Consider the following 18,454-nt stretch of genomic DNA (forward strand, 5'->3'; position numbering starts at 1 on the left):
GCGGCGACCGCACCGCGGGCAGTCCCCGGGGCAGCCGGCGGGCAGCTCGCCCCCGCGACGCTGCCGCTCCGAACTGCCGCTGCCGCCGCCGCACCACGCCCTGCCCACGGCCGTCGCGCCGGCACCGGGCTCCCCTCCGGCACCGCCGGCGGGGCGGGCCCGCGTGGACGCCGCGACGGCGCGGCGTGAAAGCGTGTCTGCGGGAGCGCGGCGCGGCCCCGCCTGCGACGCCGTCCTCGCCGCCCTCCACGGGTCGCCACGGACCGTCCGACCCGACCCGACCCGACCCGGACCCGGAGAGGTGACCGATGCCGGCCCGGCACCCCCAGGAGATCGGCTACGGCCACGTGGTCGAGAGCTACGTGCAGAGGTCGTACGCCGGTATTCCGCGCTACCTCGTCCTGGGCTCCGCCCGCTTCCCCCGCTGGACGGACCTCCAGTGCGACTTTCGCCCCGGGCTGGTCGCGCGCATAGGGACGGCCCCGGCGTTCGCGCGAAGCGGCCACGGCGCGGGGGTGCGCGCCGTGGCCGCCTCGGAGCGGCCGCCGGGGCCGTCTGCCTCGCTCAGCCCGTGAGGGTCCACTTCTGGTTCGGGTTGCCGCTGCACCACCAGGTCTGGACCGGGGTCGCGTCCGCCGGGTTCTGGTCGCGCACGTCCACGCACTTGTCCGCCGGTACGTTCACGAGGTCGCGGGTGGTGGCGTTGTAGTCGAAACGCTGCGCACCGGTGCCGTTGCAGTCCCACAGCTGGACCTTGGCGCCGGGCGCCGCGGCGGCCGCGTCGACGTCCAGGCACTTGCCGAGGGCCCGTACCGTGCCGTCGCCCGGCAGGGCCCAGCGCTGGGCGGCGGTGCCGTTGCAGCCGTAGAGCTGGACCTGGGTGCCGTTCGCGGTCTGCGCCCCGGCCACGTCGAGGCACTTGCCGGCCAGGCCGACGAACGCTCCCGTGCGCCCGCCCCCGCCGCCGCCGCCGTCGGAGGTGGTGACGCGTACGTAGTCGACGACCAGCTGGTTGGGGAACGGCGTCGAGCCGTCCGGGTTGCCCGGCCAGTCGCCGCCGACGGCCAGGTTGAGGATCAGGAAGAAGGGCTTGTCGTACACCCACTGGCGGCCGCCGAGGTCGGCGGGCGTCCGCCGCTGGTAGACCTGGCCGTCGACCGACCAGCTGATCGAGCCGGGGGACCAGTCCACGGCGAAGGTGTGGAAGTCGTCGGCGAACGCCCGTCCGCCGGGCAGGCCGTAGGCGGCGCCGATGCCGCCGGCACCCGAGTAGCCGGGGCCGTGCAGGGTGCCGTGGACGGTGGAGGGCTCGTACCCGACGTTCTCCATGACGTCGATCTCGCCGCTGTTCGGCCATCCGACCTGGCCGATGTCCTGGCCGAGCATCCAGAACGCCGGCCACATGCCCTGCCCGCGCGGCACCTTCATGCGGGCCTCGACGTGCCCGTACTGGCGGGTGAACCGGCCGGAGGTGTTCAGGCGGGCCGAGGTGTACTCGCAGCGGCCGTACCAGCACTGGTGGTTGCCCGGGTTCTCGCGGCGGGCGGTGATCACGAGGTTGCCGCGGCCGTCGAGGGCGGCGTTGGCGTTGCCGGCCGTGTACCACTGGCGCTCGTGGTTGTTGACGTTGTCGCCGGTCTCGGTCTGCCACTTGGCGGAGTCCACGGCGGACCCGGCCGGCCCGTCGAAGTCGTCCTCGAACGCGATGGCCGCGGCGGCCGCGGTGGCGGTGGCGGTGGCCGAAGCGGGTCGGGCGGCGGGCTGCGGCGCGGGGCGGGGGGCGGCCGAGGAGGCGGGACCCCAGCCGAGGGCGAGGGTCAGTGCGGCGGTGGCGAGCGAAAGCGTCCGTAAGCCGCGGGGGCTCGAGGGTGTGGGCATGGGGGGCCTCGATTCGCATATTGGTCCAGACCTACGTCCGAGGGGGAGTGAACCCTGAATGACGTGTTCCGGTCAAGTCTGTCGAGGTTCCCGCTCCCGGGCCCGCCCACAGGACCGACGGCGCGGGGTACCCGCGCGCGGGCCCGGGGAACCACGGACCGGGGCGGTCAGGCGGGCTGCCAGAGCTCGATCCGGTTGCCCTCCGGATCCGTGACCCAGCCGAACCGGCCGACGCCGTCCATGTCCTGCGTCTCCTCGGCCACGTCGGCTCCCGCGGCGCGCAGCTGCGCGAGCATCGCGTCGAGGTCGCGGACCCGGAAGTTGAGCATGGTCCGCTGGCTCCGGGACCCGAAGTAGTCGGTCCCGGAGTCGAACGTCGCGAAGACCGTCAGCCCCGTGTCCTGACGCCAGAGGCCGTGTTCGTCCGCGTCCAGCCCCAGGCAGTCGCGGTACCACGCGCTCAGCCCCGCCGGGTCGGCCGCCCGCAGGAAGTACCCACCGATTCCCCGTACACGTTCCATGCGCCCATCCTGCACGATCAGCCCCGACCGGCGTCCGAGGCACGGGGCCACCCGTCCGGCGCCGGGTGGGGACCCGGCGCCGGACGGGTGGCTACGGCTGCCGCACCCGCGCCCCACCCCGGGTACGGCGCCGCAGCGGCGGCGGGGTCGGCGGCGTCGGCGGGACGACGAACGGCCCCGGCCCGGCCGCGGCGGCGGCGAGGAAGGCCGCCAGCTTCGCCGGCGTCGGGTGCCGGAACACCTCGCGCAGCGTCAGCTCGCGCCCCAGCTCCGTACGGACCCGGTTCACCAGCCGGACCGCCAGCAACGAGTGCCCGCCGGCCTTGAAGAAGTTGTCGCCCGGGCCCACGTCCCGCCCGTCGAGCACCTCCGCGAACAGCCGCAGCACACCGGCCAGGAGCGCGTCCTGGGGGTTCGCCGGCCCCCGCCCCCTGCCCTCGCCCTCGGCCCCGGCCCCGGCCCCGGCCCCGGCCGCGGCGCCCGCGCCCGGACCGGTGCCCGCACCCGGATCCGAGCCCCGGGCCGAGCCCGCGGTCGTGCCCGAGCCCCCGGCCGCACCCGCCTGCAGACCGGGACCCGCCCCCGCACCCGCACCCGAGGCGGTGACCGCGGCCGGCACCGCGTACTCCGGCAGTCGGTCCGCCGCCCACGCCTGGAGCTCCGCCTCCGCCAGGTCGAGCGCCGCGTCGACCGCCGTCACCTCCGCGACGATCCGTCCGCCCTCGACCCGGACCCGCGCCCGGGCCACCGAGGGGTGGCCGGCGAGGACGGACTCGACGTGCGGGACGTCGATCCGGTAGCCGCCCAGCAGCGGGCGGTTCCCGCGCCGGTCGGCCGGGGCCGGCAGGTCGCCGACCCGGGCGCCCGGGTCGGCGGCGAACAGCTCCAGGGCCGAGACCAGCAGCTCCGCGAGCCGGTGCGCGCCGGACGCGTCGTACAGGTCCGTGGCGTACTCCAGGACACCGGCCAGCGTGCCGTCCGACCGCTCGGTCAGGGCGAAGGTGAGGTCCGACTTCGCGGTCCCCGACCCGTACGGCAGCTCGGTGCCGGCCAGCGGCCCGGTCACCGGCCCGGCCGCCCCGGCCAGGGCGTTGACCTGCAGCATCACCTGCACCAGCGGACCGTGGGCCGACGACCGGTGCGGGTTGAGGTGCTCGACGAGCCGGTCGAAGGGCAGCTCCTGGTGGTCGTACGCCGCCAGGTCCGCGTCCCGGACCCGCTCCAGCAGCGTCCCGAAGTCCGGGTCGCCGGCGGTGTCCGTGCGCAGCACCAGCGTGTTGACGAAGAACCCGACCAGCCCGGACAGCGCGTCGTCCCCGCGCCCCGCCACGCTCGTGCCGAGCGCCAGGTCCGTGCCCGCGCCCAGCCGCGTCAGTACGGCGGCCAACGCCGCCTGCACGGCCATGAAGAGCGTGGCCCCGCGCGAGCGGGCGGCCCGCGCCAACGCCCGGTGGGCGGCGGCCGGCACCGTGAATCCGGTCAGTGCCCCGCGCCCCGAGGGCAGCGCCGGCCGGGGCCGGTCCGTCGGCAGGTCGATCAGCGGCGGCAGACCCGCCAACGCGGCGTCCCAGAAGCGGAGTTCGCGGTCGGCCCCGGAGCCCGCCAGCAGCTGCCGCTGCCACAGCGTGTAGTCCGCGTACTGGAGGGGGAGCGCAGGCCGCTCCGGTGCCCGGCCGCCCGCCCGGGCCTCGTACGCGGCGGACAGGTCGGCCAGCAGCGCACCGGTGGACCAGCCGTCGGCGGCGATGTGGTGCAGCAGCAGCACCAGGGTCTGTCGGCCCTCCCCCTGGGGGAAGAACAGCCAGGCCCGCAGCGGGATGTCCCGCGCCAGGTCGAAGGCGTGCGCCGCGGCCGCGTCCACCGCCGCCGTCACGTCCGCGGGCCGCCCCAGCTCGAGCTGCGGCCGTGCTCCGTCCAGCACCTGCTGGTACGGCTCCCCGCCCTCGGCCCCGTACACGGTGCGCAGCACCTCGTGCCGCTCGGCGACGTCGGCGAGGGCGTCGGCCAGCGCCATCGGGTCCAGCGGCCGGTCCAACTCGCGTACCAGCGCGATGTTGTACGTGGCGGAGGGGCCCTCCAGCTGGTCGACGAACCACAGCCGGCGCTGCGCGTACGACAGCGGCAGCCGCTCCGGCCGCTCCCCGGCGGGTACGGCCACGGGGGCCGGCCGGGCCGCGGTCGGGTCACCGGCAGCGGCACCGGCAGCGGCCGCGGCGGCCAGCCGCCGGTGCAGGGCGGCCGGGGTCGGTGCGAGGAACAGGTCGCGGATGCCGGCCTCGACGCCCAGCACCGCCCGGACCCGGTTGACCAGCTTGCTGGCCAGCAGCGAATGCCCGCCGGACTTGAAGAAGTTGGCGTCGGCGGCGTGCTCCTCGCGGCCCAGTGCCTCGGCGAACAGCGCCGAGAGGATCTCCACCCGAGGATCTGCCGGGGTGCCCGCCGGCACCGCGGCCGGCTGCTCCGCCGCCGTGCGGACGGCGGCGGCCAGCCGCTCGCGCCGCACGGCCAGTGCGCCCGCCTCCGCCTCCGACACCAGGGCCAGCTCCGACAGCCGCTCCGCGGCCCCGGCCGCGAAGGCGCGCAGCGCCCGGGTGAAGACCGCCAGCAGCAGCTCGGCCGTCCCGGCGTCGAACAGATCGGTCGCGTACTGGAGGTACAGGTCCAGTCCGGCGGGCGAGCCGTCGGCCGCGCGCCGCACGCCGCAGTGGAACGACAGGTCGAACTTGGCGGCCCCCAGGTCGGTGCTGCCGGCCCGGGCGGTCAGCCCGCCGAGCCGGGCCGTGTCCTCGGCCGCTTCCTGCACGGTCAACATGACCTGGAAGAAGGGGTGCTCGCCCAGCGCCCGGTCCGGCTCCGCCAGCTTCTCCACCAGCACGTCGAAGGGCAGGTCCTGGTGGTCGAAGGCGGCCAGGTCCGCGTCGCGCACCCGCTCCACCAGCTCGCCCACCGCCGGGTCACCGGCCAGGTCGGCCCGCAGCACGAGGGAGTTGACGAAACAGCCCACCAGCTCGTGCAGGTCCTGGTCCGACCGGCCCGCGACCGGAGTGCCCACCGCCAGGTCCCGGCCGGCGCCGGCCGCCGACAGGGCGGCCGCCAGCGCCGCCCGGGTCACCATGAAGAGGCTGGCCCGCCGCTCCCGCGCCAGCGCCGCCAGCGCCCGGTGCGCCTCCGCCTCCAGGGTCGCGGTCACCGCGGCCCCGCGCCCGCCGGGCTCCGCCGGCCGCGGCCGGTCGTACGGCAGCTCCGTGCGCGCCGGCAGCCCGTCCAGAGCCCGCTCCCAGAAGGCCAGCAGCCGTTCCCGGGCCGGGCCGGCGAGCAGTTCGCGCTGCCACAGCGCGAAGTCGGCGTACTGCACCGGCAGCGCCCGCCAGCCCGGCGCCCGGCCCGCCAGCCGCGCCCCGTACGCCTCGCCCAGGTCCCGCAGCAGCGGGGTCAGCGACCAGCCGTCGGTGGCGATGTGGTGCACCAGCAGGACCAGGACGGCGGTGCCGTCGCCCGGCACGAACACCCGCGCCCGCAGCGGTCCGCCGACCGCCAGGTCCAGCTGCTCGCGCCCGAACTCCGCGACCCGCGCCTCGAGTTCGGACGCGGTGCAGTCCTGCCACTCCGGCAGGGCACCCGGGACCGCCGCCCCCGGCAGCACCCGCTGGTACGGCTCGCCGCCCTCGGCCCCGTACACCGTGCGCAGCACCTCGTGCCGTTCGCGGGCGTCGGCCAGTGCGGCTGCCAGCGCGCGCCGGTCGGGCACCCCGTCCAGGCGCAGGACCAGCGGGGCGTTGTACGCCGTCGTGCCGCCCTCGATCCGGCCGAGCAGCCACAGCGCGCGCTGCGCCGCCGACAGCGGGACCAGGGCGGGCCGCTCGCCGGCCGGTACGGCGGCCAGCGCGGGCCGGGCCGAGGCCGGATCACCGGCCGCGGCGGCCAGTCGCCGGTGCAGGGAGGCCGGGGTCGGCGCGAGGAACAGGTCGCGGATGCCCACCTCGACGCCGAGCGCGCCGCGGATCCGGTTGACCAGCTTGCTGGCCAGCAGCGAATGCCCGCCGGACTTGAAGAAGTTGGCGTCGGCGGCGTGCTCCTCGCGGCCCAGTGCCTCGGCGAACAGCCCGCACAGGATCTCCTCCCGCGGGGTGAGCACGTCCGCCCGCACCGCCGCGGGCGCCGCCCCGTCGCGGGCGGCCGCGGCCGCCGCCCGGGCCGTGCGTTCGCGGCGCCGCTCCAGCCCGTCGCGCTCCTCGGCCGTCAGGAGGTCCAGCTCCCCCATCCGGCGCAGCGGGTCGGCGGCGAAGCCCGCGAGCGCCCGCAGGTAGGAGCGCAGCAGCAGCTGTGCGGTGTCCTCGTCGAAGAGGTCCTCGGCGTAGGTCAGGGCCACGTCGACACCGTCCGGGCGGCCGTCGGCCGTGTGCCGCTCGGCGCAGTACCAGGTCAGGTCGAACTTGGCGGCGTCCAGGCCGGTGTCGGCCGTCCGGCCGGTGATCCCGCCGGCGAGCCGGACCGGGCCGCAGGCCGCGGCGTCCGCCGCGACCGTCAGCATCACCTGGAAGAACGGGTGGTGGCCCAGGGCGCGTTCCGGCGCCAGCTGCTCCACCAGCACGTCGAACGGCAGCTCCTGGTGCTCGTACGCGGCCAGGTCCGCGTCCCGGACCCGGTCCAGCAGCTCGCCCACGGCCGGGTCCCCGGCCAGGTCGGTGCGCAGCGCCAGCGAGTTGACGAAGAACCCGACCAGTTCGTACAGGTCCTCCTCGGGGCGGCCCGCGACGGGCGCGCCGATCACCACGTCCTCGCCCGCCCCGGCCGCGGCCAGGGTGGCCGCCAGCGCGGCCCGGGCCGCCATCGTGAGGCTGGCCCGGCGGCTCCGGGCCAGTGCCAGCAGTCCGCCGTGGGCCGCCGCGTCGAGCCGGCCGGTGACGGTGGCGCCGCGCCCGGACGGCTCCGTCGGGCGGGGCCGGTCCGCGGGCAGCGCCAGCACGGCCGGGGCGCCGTCGAGCGCCGCGCGCCAGTGGGCGAGCTGCTCGGCGGCCAGGCTCTCCGGGTCGGCCGGGTCGCCCAGCAGCTCGTGCTGCCACAGCGTGTAGTCGGTGTACTGGACGGGCAGCGGCTCCCAGCCGGGCGCCCGGCCGGCCAGCCGGGCCCCGTACGCCGTCGCCAGGTCGCGCAGCAGGGGTCGTACGGACCAGCCGTCGGTGGCCACGTGGTGGACGAGCAGGACCAGGACCGAGGTCCCGTCACCGGACCGGAACAGCCGGGCGAGCAGGGGCGGGCGGGCGGTGATGTCGATCGCCTGCCGGACGAACGCGGCGACGGCGGCGTCGCGTTCGCCGGACGCGACGTCCCGGGTGGTGAGCGGTTCGACGGCGGCGGCGCCGAGCACCTGCTGGTGCGGCTCCCCGTCGGCGCCGGCCGCCAGGACCGTGCGCAGCACCTCGTGACGCTCCACCACGTCGGCCAGGGCGGCCCGGAGGGCGGCGGTGTCCGGGGTGCCGTCCAGGTGCAGGACGACGGGGGCGTTGTAGGCGGCGGAGGGGCCGTGCAGGCGGCCCAGGAACCACAGCCTGCGCTGGGCGAACGACAGCGGGATCACGGTCAATTGTCCTTACGCGTCCTGGCCCGGCGCGGCGGCGACGAGCGTGTCGATGTGGGCGGCGAGGTCCCGCAGCCGGGGGTTGGCGTAGACGGCCTTGACCGGGAGGGCGACGCCGAGCTCGGCGCGCACCCGCGACACCAGCTTGATCGCGAGGAGGGAGTGCCCGCCCAGCTTGAAGAAGTTGTCGTCGGGGCCGACCTCCGAGGCGCCCAGCACGTTCGCCCAGACCCCGGCGATCAGCGCCTGCGAGCGGGTCAGGCCCTGGCCGGCGGCCTGCTCGGCGGCCTGCTCGGCGGCCGGCGCGGCCGCGGCGGCGGGTGCGGGCAGCGCGGCCCGGTCCAGCTTGCCCTGGGTGGTGGTGGGGAAGCGGTCCATCGCGACGAAGGCGGACGGGACCATGTACGCCGGCAGCGCGGACAACAGCCGCGTCCGCAGCTCGGCCTCGGCGACCGGGCCGACGGCGGGGTCCTGCGGGCGGTGGTAGGCCACCAGGCCGGGCGCGCCGTTGACCTCGTCGCGCAGCACCACCACGGCCTCGGCGACCCCCGGCACGGCCGTCAACGCGGCCTCGATCTCGGGGAGTTCGATGCGGTATCCGCGCAGCTTGACCTGGCCGTCGGCACGGCCCAGGTAGCCGAGCCGGCCGTCGGGGAGCAGCCGCACCAGGTCGCCGGTGCGGTACATGCGGCCGCCGTCGCCCGCCGGGTCGGCGACGTAGCGCTCGGCGGTCAGACCGGGGCGGCGGCGGTAGCCGCGGCCCACGCGGGGGCCGGCCAGGTACAGCTCCCCGCTGCCGCCCGGCTCGACCGGGGCGAGCTTCTCGTCCAGTACGTGCATGCGCAGGCCCGGGAGCACGGAGCCGATGTGCGGCTCGTCCGAGGCGTGGATCCAACCGGCGGTGGAGTCGACGGTGCACTCGGTGGGCCCGTACAGGTTCACCGCGCGCAGTACCCCGGCGGCCGCCTGCTCGCCGATCCGCTTCCACAGGGCGGGCCCGATGGCCTCGCCGCCGATGAGCAGGGTCAGCGGGCGCGGGCCGCCGTCGGCGGTGAGCAGCTCCAGCAGGGCCTCGGCGTGCGAGGGGGTGATGTCCAGGTCGGTGAGCGCCTGCTCGTCGACGAAGCGGGCCAGCAGCGCCGGGTCGGCGCGGGTCTCGTCGTCGACCATCACCAGGGTGTCGCCGCGGCACAGCCGTACCCACTGCTGCACGGAGGCGTCGAAGGACGGCGAGGCGTTCCAGCCGACCCGGCCGGCGCCGGGGGCGGCGATGCCCTCGGACTCCAGCTCGGCGAGCAGCGCGGAGGCCGCGGCCCGGCCGATCTCGACGCCCTTGGGGCGGCCGGTGGAACCGGAGGTGTAGATGACGTACGCCAGGCCCTCGGCCGCGACGGGCACGGGCCGGTAGGCCGCCGCCGCGGAGACGTCGTCGGCGCCGAGCTCGCCGACCGTGAGGTGCGGGACGCCCCCGAGCAGGGTCCCGGCGTCGGCGTCGGCGGTGACGACGAGGTCGGCTCCGGAGTCCTCGACCAGGTAGCGGCGCCGCTCGGCGGGCAGCTTCGGGTCCACGGGCAGGTACGCGGCGCCCGCGGTCAGGGTGCCGATCAGTGCGGCGACCAGGGCCGAGCCGCGCGGCAGGCACAGCGCGACCACGCTCTCGGGGCCGATGCCCCGCGCGGCCAGCCGGCCCGCGACGCGCATGGCCTCGGCGCGCAGCTCGGCGAACGTCAGCTCGCGGTCGGCGGCGACCACGGCGGTACGGCCGGCCGGGACCTGCGCGAGGCGGTCGAGCAGGTCGGCCACCGGGACGGCGGCGGACGTGGTGGACGTGGCGGTGGCGGAGGGGGCGGAGGGGGCGGTGGCAGCGGCCGTGGTGCGGGGGCGCTCGGGAAGGACGGCGGTCATGGTGGTGGTCACTTCCCGGAGTAGGCGGTGGTGGACGGCTGGGCGGTGGGGGCGCAGTCGGCCAGCGCGACCGGCTCGCCCATGGCGACGAGGATCTTCCGGTCGCCCTTGAAGGCCTCGCGGCCGTGCGCGCACAGCAGGTTGTCGACCAGCATGAGGTCGCCCACCTGCCAGGACTCGCGGACGGTCACCCGGTCGTAGACGGCGTTGATCGCGTCGACCTCCTCGTCGGTGAGGCGGCTGCCGTCGCCGACGTAGGTGTTGAACGGCAGGCCGTCCTCCCCGTACGTGTCCACGAGCACCTCGCGGACGTCCGGATCGAGGGTGCGGCTGTTCCAGAACGCGAAGTGGTTGAACCAGCAGCGCTCGCCGGTCACCGGGTGCGTGATGATCGCCGAGCGGCGCTGGCGGGTGACCATCGAGTCGTCGTCGAGCCACTCGAAGCCGACCGTGTTCTCCGCGCAGTACGCCTCGGCGACGGCCCTGTCCTCGGTGGCGAAGGTCTTGTACCAGGGCAGCCCGGCCAGCTCCGAGTAGTTGCGCACCAGCAGCCAGCCGGCCTCCTCGAAGCGGGCGACGAGCTCCGGCGGGAGCTGGCGCAGCGCCTCGCGCATGTCGCCGACGGTGGTGGCACCGCCCTCCTCGGGGGCGGTCACGCAGCCGAAGAGCAGCACGCCGGGGAAGTCGAGGGTGTAGCTGTTCTCGTTGTGCAGCCGGATCGGCTGGACCGCCGGCAGGTCGGTGGAGGAGAAGACGCCCTCGCCGAAGTCGGTGCGCGGGGTGGCCTTCTCCTTGTAACCGGCCCGCTGGACGACGAGGGCGTCCCGGGCGGCGGCGAAGGTCGCGGCGTCCGTCACGGGCAGGCCGCGCAGCAGGACGGCGCCCGAGCGGTGCAGCTCGGCCCGGATCTCCTCGCGGTGGGCGGTCAGCCAGGCGACCGCCTCGTCGAGGGTGTGGCCGGCCGGGGTGTGCACGACGGCGGGCTTGCCGGCCTCGTGGACCGCGGCGATGGGGGCGTCGGCGAGGACGGCCGGGGCGGGGGCTTCTGCGTAGGTGGTCATGGGTTCCTCGGAAGGGTGCGGAAGGTGGGGAGGGCTCGGGGGTGCCGGGACGGCGGGCCGTCGGACGGCGGACCGGTGTGCAGGCCGGGGGCACGGCCGTGGGCTACGGGTCGTGGGTACGGGCCGTCGGACGGCGACCGGTGCCGCGGCCGTGGTGCGGACCGCCGTCAGACGGCGACCGCGGCGGCGGCCGGGGCCAGGTCGCGGCCGCCGACCACGGCCGACAGCACGGCGAAGAACTCCGGCAGCCGGTCCTGGAAGTAGAAGTGGCCGCCCGGCAGCACGTGCTGGGCGAACCCGTGCCCGGTGACCTCGGCCCAGCGGCCGAGCGAGGCGGCCGGCGCGACCGGGTCGGCGTCCCCGCCGATCACGGTCACCGGGCAGTCCACCCGGGCCTCGGCCGGGTCGCACCGGTACACGTCGTCGATGGCGAAGTCGGCCCGGATGGACGGGATGACGATCTCGCGGAGCTCCGGGTCGTCCAGGATCCCGTCGTCGGTGCCGCCGCGCACCTTGATGGCGGCCACCAGCTGGTCGTCGTCCAGCCGCTCGGGGTGGACCACGGCCGGGTTGGCCAGGAAGGGCGCGCGGCAGGCGGAGGCGACCAGGGCGCGCGGGGTGCGGCCGGCCGCCTGCAGCAGCCGGACCACCTCGAAGGCGACCAGCGAGCCCATGCTGTGCCCGAGCACCACCAGGTCGTCGGTGCTGCCCGCCGGCAGGCAGGCCGCGACCGGGCCGGCCAGGTCGGCGACGGTCCGGGGCAGGTCCTCGGCGAACCGGGCGCCGCGGCCGGGGTACTGGCCGATCAGCAGGCGCACGTCGGCGGGGAGGTGCTCGCGCCAGCCGGCGTACGCGTGGGCGTTGCCGCCCGCGTGCGGCAGGACCAGGAGCGTCGTGCGCTGCGGGCCCTCGCCGGGCAGGTCCCACACCACGTCGTCGGCGGCGGGGGAGAAGTCGGGGGCGTGGTCGGTCATGAGGAACTCCGTTCCTGGTCGGTGGAGCGGCGGCGCAGGGCGGGCCGGGCCCGCCGGGGCGGGGCCGCGCCGGCCGACAGCCGGGACTCGATGTGCTGGGCGAGGGCCGCCGGGGTGGGGTGCTGGAAGACGTCGCGCAGGGTGAGGGCGACGCCCAGCGCGGCCCCGAGCCGGTGGGTGAGGCGGGCGGCGAGCAGCGAGTGCCCGCCGTGGTCGAAGAAGTCGTCGTCGATCGACAGCGGACCGGCCACGGCCAGTGCCTCGGCGAACTGGGCGAGCACGGTCGTCTCCAGGTCGGTGCGCGCGGCCCGGCCGCCGGCGGCGGCCGCCGCCCTCGGGGCGGGCAGCGCCCGCTTGTCGATCTTTCCGTTGGGAGTGAGCGGCAGCCGCTCCAGCGGCACCACGAACGCCGGGACCATGTGGTCCGGCAGCCGCTCGCGCAGCCACAGGCGGACCTCCTGCGGTGCCGGGCCGGGGGCGGCGGCCGGCACCACGTAGGCGGTGAGCTGGGCGGTGCCGTGGTGGTCCGGGTGGGTCGCCAGGGCGGCCTGCGTGATGTCGGGGTGCGTGGTGAGGAGCGTCTCGATCTCGGTGGGTTCGATGCGGAAGCCGCGGATCTTGATCTGGGTGTCGGTGCGGCCCGTGTAGTGCAGGTTCCCGTGGTGGTCCCAGTGGGCTTGGTCGCCGGTGCGGAAGAGGCGGCTGCCTGGGGTGCCGTAGGGGTTGGGGACGAAGCGTGTGGCGGTGGTGGCGGGTTGGGCGAGGTAGCCGTGGGCGAGGCCGTCGCCGGTGAGGTAGAGCTCGCCGGTGACGCCGGGCGGGACCGGGCGCAGCCGCTCGTCGAGGACGTACGCCTGCTTGTTGGTCAGGGGCCGGCCGATGGAGACCGTGGCGCCCGGTGCGGCCGTGGGGTCGACGGTGTGGGTGGTGGTGAAGCCCATGGACTCGGCCGGGCCGTAGCCGTTGGTGATCGTCAGGTGGGGGTGGCGGTCGTGGAGGCGTTCGATGTGGGTCGGGGAGGCGGGTTCGCCGCCGGTGTAGACGATGCGGGTGGTGGCGAAGGCCTCGGGGTGTTCGTCGGTGAGGTAGTTGAAGAGGCTGGACGACAGCTGGAGCATCGTCACCCGGTGCGCGTCGGCGAGGGCGGCGATGACCGCGGGCTCGGGGCGCTGTCCCGGGTGCAGGACGGTGGTTCCGCCGTGGAGCAGGGCGCCCCAGAACTCGAGGCTGAAGGCGTCCCAGGAGACGGGGGAGCACTGGAGGAAGACTTCGCCGGGGCCGAAGTCGGCGTAGGTCTGGGAGGTGACGGTGGAGACGAGGTTGCGGTGGCTGGAGAGGATGCCCTTGGGGCGTCCGGTGGAGCCGGAGGTGAACATCACGCAGGCGGTGTCGTCGCCGGTCAGCGCCACGTCCAGACCGTGTGCCGGCCGCGCGTCGATCTCGTTCCGCTCGGCGTCGACGACGACCTCGGACCACGGGCCGCTGATCCGGCGCGCACGGTGGCCGCCGTCGGTCACGAGGAGGCGCAGTCCGGCGTCGGTGGCGGTGGAGCGCAGTCGTTCGTCGGGGAACTCGGGGTCGAGGAGGGCGTATCCGGCGCCGGTCTTGGTGACGGCGAGGACGGCGACGGCGAAGTCGAGTCCGCGGTCGAGGAGCACACCGGCCAGGTCGCCCCGACCCAGTCCCCGGTCGGCGAGGTGGTGGGCCAACTGGTTCGCGCGGGCGTCGAGTTCGCCGTACGAGAGGGTGGTCGCGCCGAACACGAGGGCGGGGGCGTCGGGCCGCAGCCGTACCTGCTCCTCGAACCGGGCCGTCAGGACCGGCCGTTCACCGATCCCGACGCACGCCCCCGGCCATTCCTCCAGCACCCGCCGACGCTCGGAGGCACCGAGGACCTCCAGCTCGGAGAGCCGGACCTCGGGTGCGGACACCGCGTGCTCGAGGACCCGCCGCAACACCTCCGCCATCCGCTCGACCGTCTCCCGGTCGTACAGGTCGGAGCTGTACAGCACCGCCCCGCCGAGCCCGGTCGCGTCGTCGGAGGTCAGCAGGAACTCCAGGTCGAACTTGACCGCGCCGGTCGCCAGCGGCCGCGCCGCACCGGCCCGCACGCCGGGGAACTCCGGGGCCGCGGCCGGTCCCGACTCCAGCGCCAGGCACACCTGGAACAGCGGGTGCCGGGCCAGGGAACGCGTCGGGTTGACCGCCTCCAGCACCAGGTCGAACGGGGCGTCCTGGTGTGCGAAGGCGTCCAGATCGGCCGCCCGCACCCGGGCCAGCAGCTCCCGGAACGCCGGGTCGCCCGAGGTGTCCGTGCGCAGCACCAGCGTGTTGACGAAGAAGCCCACCAGGTCGGCCAGCGCCTCGTCCGGGCGGCCGGCCACGGGAGAGCCCAGCGGCACGTCCGTTCCGGCACCCAGCCGGGTCAGCGTCGCGGCCAGCGCGGCCTGGAGCACCATGAACGGTGTGCAGCGCTCGGCCCGGGCCAGCTCCAGCACCCGCTTGTGCAGCTCCCGCCCGAAGTCCACCCGGACCGCGCCGCCGCGCCGCCCGGCCACAGCCGGCCGGGGCCGGTCCGTGACCAGGCCCAGCTCCTCGGGCAGTCCGGCCAACGTGGTGCGCCAGTAGGCGAGTTGCTCCTCCAGCGCCCCGTCCGCGAGGGCCGGGCGCTGCCAGAGCGCGTAGTCGGCGTACTCCAGAGGCAGCGGCTCCGCTTCGGGGGACCGCCCGGCCAGCCGGGCCGCGTAGGCGGCGGAGAGGTCGGCGAACAGGGGGCGCAGCGACTGCCCGTCGGTGGCGATGTGGTGCAGCAGCACCAGCAGCGTGGCCGTGTCCGGGCCGTCCCGCAGCAGCGTCACCCGCAGCGGGTGCTCGGCGGCCAGGTCGAAGGCGTGCCGGGCGGCCGCGTGCAGCTCCGCGTCCAGCTCCTCCGGCGCCACCGTGCGGACCTCGAAGGACACTCCCTCCGCCGCCCCGTCCGGCGGGGCGACGACCTGGTACGGCTGCCCGTCGGCGCTCGCGAACCGGGTCCGCAGCGGCTCGTGCCGCCGTACGAGGTCGCCGACCGCGGCCCGCAGTGCCGCCGCGTCCACCTCGCCGCCCTCCAGCCGCACGGCCATCGGCACGTTGTACGCGGTGTCCGCGTCCGGGCCCGCGTCGCCGTCCGCGCCGCGCATGCCGGCCACCAGCCACAGCCGCTGCTGCGCGAAGGACAGCGGCAGCCGGTCCGGGCGGCCGGCGGCGCGGGTCGGCGCCGGCAGCCCCGGCCGGCCCGAGGCCTCGGTGATCCGCCGGGCCAGCGCGGCCGGTGTGGGGTGCTGGAAGACGTCCCGCAGGGTGAGCGTGACGCCGAACGTGCTGCCGATGCGGTGGGTGAGGCGGGCGGCGAGCAGCGAGTGGCCGCCGTGGTCGAAGAAGCCGTCGTCCATCGACAGCGGCGCCGCGGAGCCCAGCACCTCGCCGACCAGGGTCCGGACCAGCTCCTCCAGTTCCGTGCGCGGGGCTCGGCCGCCCGGCTCCAGCGGCGCGTCGACCGCGGGCAGCGACCGCTTGTCGATCTTGCCGTTGGCCGTCAGCGGCAGCCGCTCCAGTACGGCCACCCGGGCGGGCACCATGTGCTCCGGCAGCCGCTCGCGCAGCCAGGCCCGCAGCGAGGCCGGGGTGACGGCCGCGCCCGGGACGGCCGTGACGTAGGCGGTCAGGTGGTCGGTGGCCAGCAGGGCGGCCTGCGTGATGTCCGGGTGCGTGGTGAGCACCGTCTCGATCTCGGTGGGCTCCACCCGGAAGCCGCGGATCTTGACCTGGGTGTCCGAGCGCCCTGTGTAGTGCAGGTTCCCCCCGTAGTCCCAGTGGGCTTGGTCGCCGGTGCGGTAGAGGCGGCTGCCTGGGGTGCCGTAGGGGTTGGGGACGAAGCGTGTGGCGGTGGTGGCGGGTTGGGCGAGGTAGCCGTGGGCGAGGCCGTCGCCGGTGAGGTAGAGCTCGCCGGTGACGCCGGGCGGGACCGGGCGCAGCCGTTCGTCGAGGACGTACGCCTGCTTGTTGGTCAGGGGGCGGCCGATGGAGACCGTGGCGCCCGGTGCGGCCGTGGGGTCGACGGTGTGGGTGGTGGTGAAGCCCATGGACTCGGCCGGGCCGTAGCCGTTGGTGATCGTCAGGTGCGGGTGGCGGTCGTGGAGGCGTTCGATGTGGGTCGGGGAGGCGGGTTCGCCGCCGGTGTAGACGATGCGGGTGGTGGCGAAGGCCTCGGGGTGTTCGTCGGTGAGGTAGTTGAAGAGGCTGGAAGACAGCTGGAGCATCGTCACCCCGTGCCGGGGCGCCAGTTCGGCCACCAGGGCCGGCTCGGGGCGCTGACCGGGCTGCAGGACGGTGGTTCCGCCGTGCAGGAGGGCGCCCCAGAATTCGAGGCTGAAGGCGTCCCAGGAGACGGGGGAGCACTGGAGGAAGACTTCGCCGGGGCCGAAGTCGGCGTAGGTCTGGGAGGTGACGGTGGAGACGAGGTTGCGGTGGCTGGAGAGGATGCCCTTGGGGCGTCCGGTGGAGCCGGAGGTGAACATCACGCAGGCGGTGTCGTCGCCGGTCAGCGCCACGTCGAGGGCCTGGTCCGACTCCGCGGCGATCCGCTCGGCCGCCGCGTCGACCCGGACCTCGGTCCACGGGCCGTCCACGGCCCGGGACGCGTGCGTCCCGTCCGTGACCAGGAGGCGCAGTCCGGCGTCGGTGGCGGTGGAGCGCAGTCGCTCGTCGGGGAACTCGGGGTCGAGGAGGGCGTAGCCGGCGCCGGTCTTGGTGACGGCGAGGACGGCGACGGCGAAGTCGAGTCCGCGGTCGAGGAGCACACCGGCCAGGTCGCCCCGACCGAGCCCCCGGTCGGCGAGGTGGTGGGCCAACTGGTTCGCGCGGGCGTCGAGTTCGCCGTACGAGAGGGTGGTCGCGCCGAACACGAGGGCGGGGGCGTCGGGCCGCAGCCGTACCTGCTCCTCGAACCGGGCCGTCAGGACCGGCCGTTCACCGATCCCGACGGACGCTCCCGGCCATTCCTCCAGCACCCGCCGACGCTCCGCCGGCTCGAGCAGCTCCGCCTCCGACAGCGGCCGCCCGGCGTCCGCCAGCAGCCGTTCGACGAAGGCCGCGAACCGGTCCTGGTGCCCGGCCACCGCCGCGATGTCGCACACCTCGGGCGAGGCGTCGAAGTCCACGCGCAGCCCGCCCTCCGGACCCAGGTCGTACACGCCGACCGCCAGGTCCTCCACGGGCCCGTTGCCGAGGTTGTGCTGCACGGTCGGCAACCCGCAGAAGCGCATGCCCGGGGTGAACGCCATGATGTTCACCAGCGGGGCCGCGATCCGCCGGTCGGACTCGCCGAGCCCCAGGTCGCGGCAGACGTCCTCGTACCGGGTCCGCTGGTGCTTCAGACCCTGCCGGGACACCGCGACCACCGTCGCCAGCAGCTCGGACAGCGAGCCGTCGGCCCGGACCGGCACCCGCAGCGGCACCACGTTCGACTGCATCCCGGGCGTGCGCCGGGCCAGCTCGGTGCGCCGGCCGGTCACCGGCAGGCCCAGCACGGGCTCGGCCGTCCCGGTCGCCCGGTGCACGTAGGCGGCGACGAGCGCGATCACCAGCATGGTCCAGGGCGCCCGGTGCTCGCGGGCCACCTGCTTCAGCCGCTCGGCGCGCTCCGCACCCAGGACCACGGTGCGCCGGACGAACGGCAGTTCCCCCGGCCCGCTCCTCCCCGTGTGGCCCTCACCCAGCCGCGGCACCGGCGGCAGGTCCGCCAGGTGTGCGGCCCAGTGCGCCCGGTCCGCGGCCCCCTCCTGCGAGGCCCGGTAGCTGACGTCCTCGGCCAGCAGCTCGGCCAGCGTGCCGAACGGCGTCGGTCCCCACGGCTGCCCGGCCGCCGCCCGCTCGTACAGCTCGACCAGCCGCTGGTCCAGCAGGGCCACGCCCATGCCGTCGATCGCCAGGTGGTGGTAGGCGTGGAAGTAGAACCAGCGCTCCTCGCCGGCCGCCGTGCGGCCGGCCCGGATCAGCACGTGCCGGCTCAGCCAGTCCCGCGCCAGGTCGAAGGGCCGGGCCAGTTCGGCGTCCATCCAGGTGCGTGCTGCCGCGACCGGGTCCGGCGCGTCGCCCAGGTCCAGCGTGACCAGCGCCCGCCCGACGGGCTCGGCGTGCACCTCCTGCCACAGGGTGCCGTCCTCGGCGGAGCCGGTGCCGCGGATGCGCAGCGCGTCGGCCTCGCACGCCAGCCGGTACCAGCAGCGGGCGAGCAGGTCGGCGTCGAGCGGACCGGTGAGCTCCCGGAACTCCCCGATGTTGTAGCGGCATCCGGAGGAGTCCAGGCCGTGGGCCATCCAGATGTCGCGCTGCGCCGCGGACAGGGGCAGCCGCACAGCGGCAGGCCCGTGCGCGGTGCCCTGCTCAGACGCGTTGGGGGACATGCGGGTGCTCCTCGGATCGTGTGGGAGTAGCGGGGGTTCGCCCGACCTCGGGGTCGTCGTCCGGCTGTACGTCATCCAACCCGCGGCGGCTGCGGCC

At 75.9% G+C, this 18,454-nt stretch carries 8 protein-coding genes; 1 reads left to right on the forward strand and 7 read right to left on the reverse strand.

Annotated features, from left to right (window positions below; translation table 11 throughout):
- Positions 1–308: 308 nt before the first annotated feature.
- On the forward strand, positions 309–575 hold the full coding sequence (locus tag ACIQCH_RS10045; RefSeq protein ID WP_402579908.1) for a hypothetical protein: 267 nt from the start codon (positions 309–311) through the stop codon (positions 573–575).
- Here ACIQCH_RS10045 and ACIQCH_RS10050 read toward each other — a convergent pair.
- The 7 genes from ACIQCH_RS10050 to ACIQCH_RS10080 form a co-directional block, all read right to left on the reverse strand.
- A complete protein-coding gene (locus ACIQCH_RS10050) occupies positions 565–1,878 on the reverse strand; it encodes a ricin-type beta-trefoil lectin domain protein (protein ID WP_402579910.1) in 1,314 nt (437 codons plus the stop codon). The genes ACIQCH_RS10045 and ACIQCH_RS10050 overlap by 11 nt on opposite strands.
- 167 nt (positions 1,879–2,045) lie before the next feature.
- Complete coding sequence (locus tag ACIQCH_RS10055; RefSeq protein ID WP_402579912.1) at positions 2,046–2,399, reverse strand: VOC family protein; 354 nt, start codon at positions 2,397–2,399, stop codon at positions 2,046–2,048.
- 91 nt (positions 2,400–2,490) lie between these two features.
- Positions 2,491–7,977 carry a condensation domain-containing protein gene (locus ACIQCH_RS10060; RefSeq protein ID WP_402579914.1) on the reverse strand — a complete coding sequence of 1,829 codons (5,487 nt, stop codon included), beginning with the start codon at positions 7,975–7,977 and terminating at the stop codon, positions 2,491–2,493.
- 12 nt (positions 7,978–7,989) lie between these two features.
- Positions 7,990–9,882, reverse strand: coding sequence for an amino acid adenylation domain-containing protein (locus tag ACIQCH_RS10065; RefSeq protein WP_402580183.1), 1,893 nt, complete (start codon positions 9,880–9,882; stop codon positions 7,990–7,992).
- An 8-nt stretch (positions 9,883–9,890) separates the two neighbouring features.
- Positions 9,891–10,943 carry a TauD/TfdA family dioxygenase gene (locus tag ACIQCH_RS10070; protein ID WP_402579916.1) on the reverse strand — a complete coding sequence of 351 codons (1,053 nt, stop codon included), beginning with the start codon at positions 10,941–10,943 and terminating at the stop codon, positions 9,891–9,893.
- Between the two features lie 167 nt (positions 10,944–11,110).
- Positions 11,111–11,917: a thioesterase II family protein gene (locus tag ACIQCH_RS10075; protein ID WP_402579918.1), complete on the reverse strand. Its 807-nt coding sequence runs from the start codon at positions 11,915–11,917 to the stop codon at positions 11,111–11,113.
- The gene (locus tag ACIQCH_RS10080) at positions 11,914–18,357 is read right to left on the reverse strand and encodes an amino acid adenylation domain-containing protein (protein ID WP_402579920.1); all 6,444 of its coding nucleotides are present in this window, start codon (positions 18,355–18,357) and stop codon (positions 11,914–11,916) included. Before ACIQCH_RS10080 ends, ACIQCH_RS10075 begins: the two co-directional genes overlap by 4 nt.
- Between the last annotated feature and the right edge of the window lie 97 nt (positions 18,358–18,454).

Origin of the sequence: Streptomyces sp. NPDC093225, from assembly GCF_044753805.1 — a bacterium.
Classification (GTDB): Bacteria; Actinomycetota; Actinomycetes; order Streptomycetales; family Streptomycetaceae; genus Streptomyces.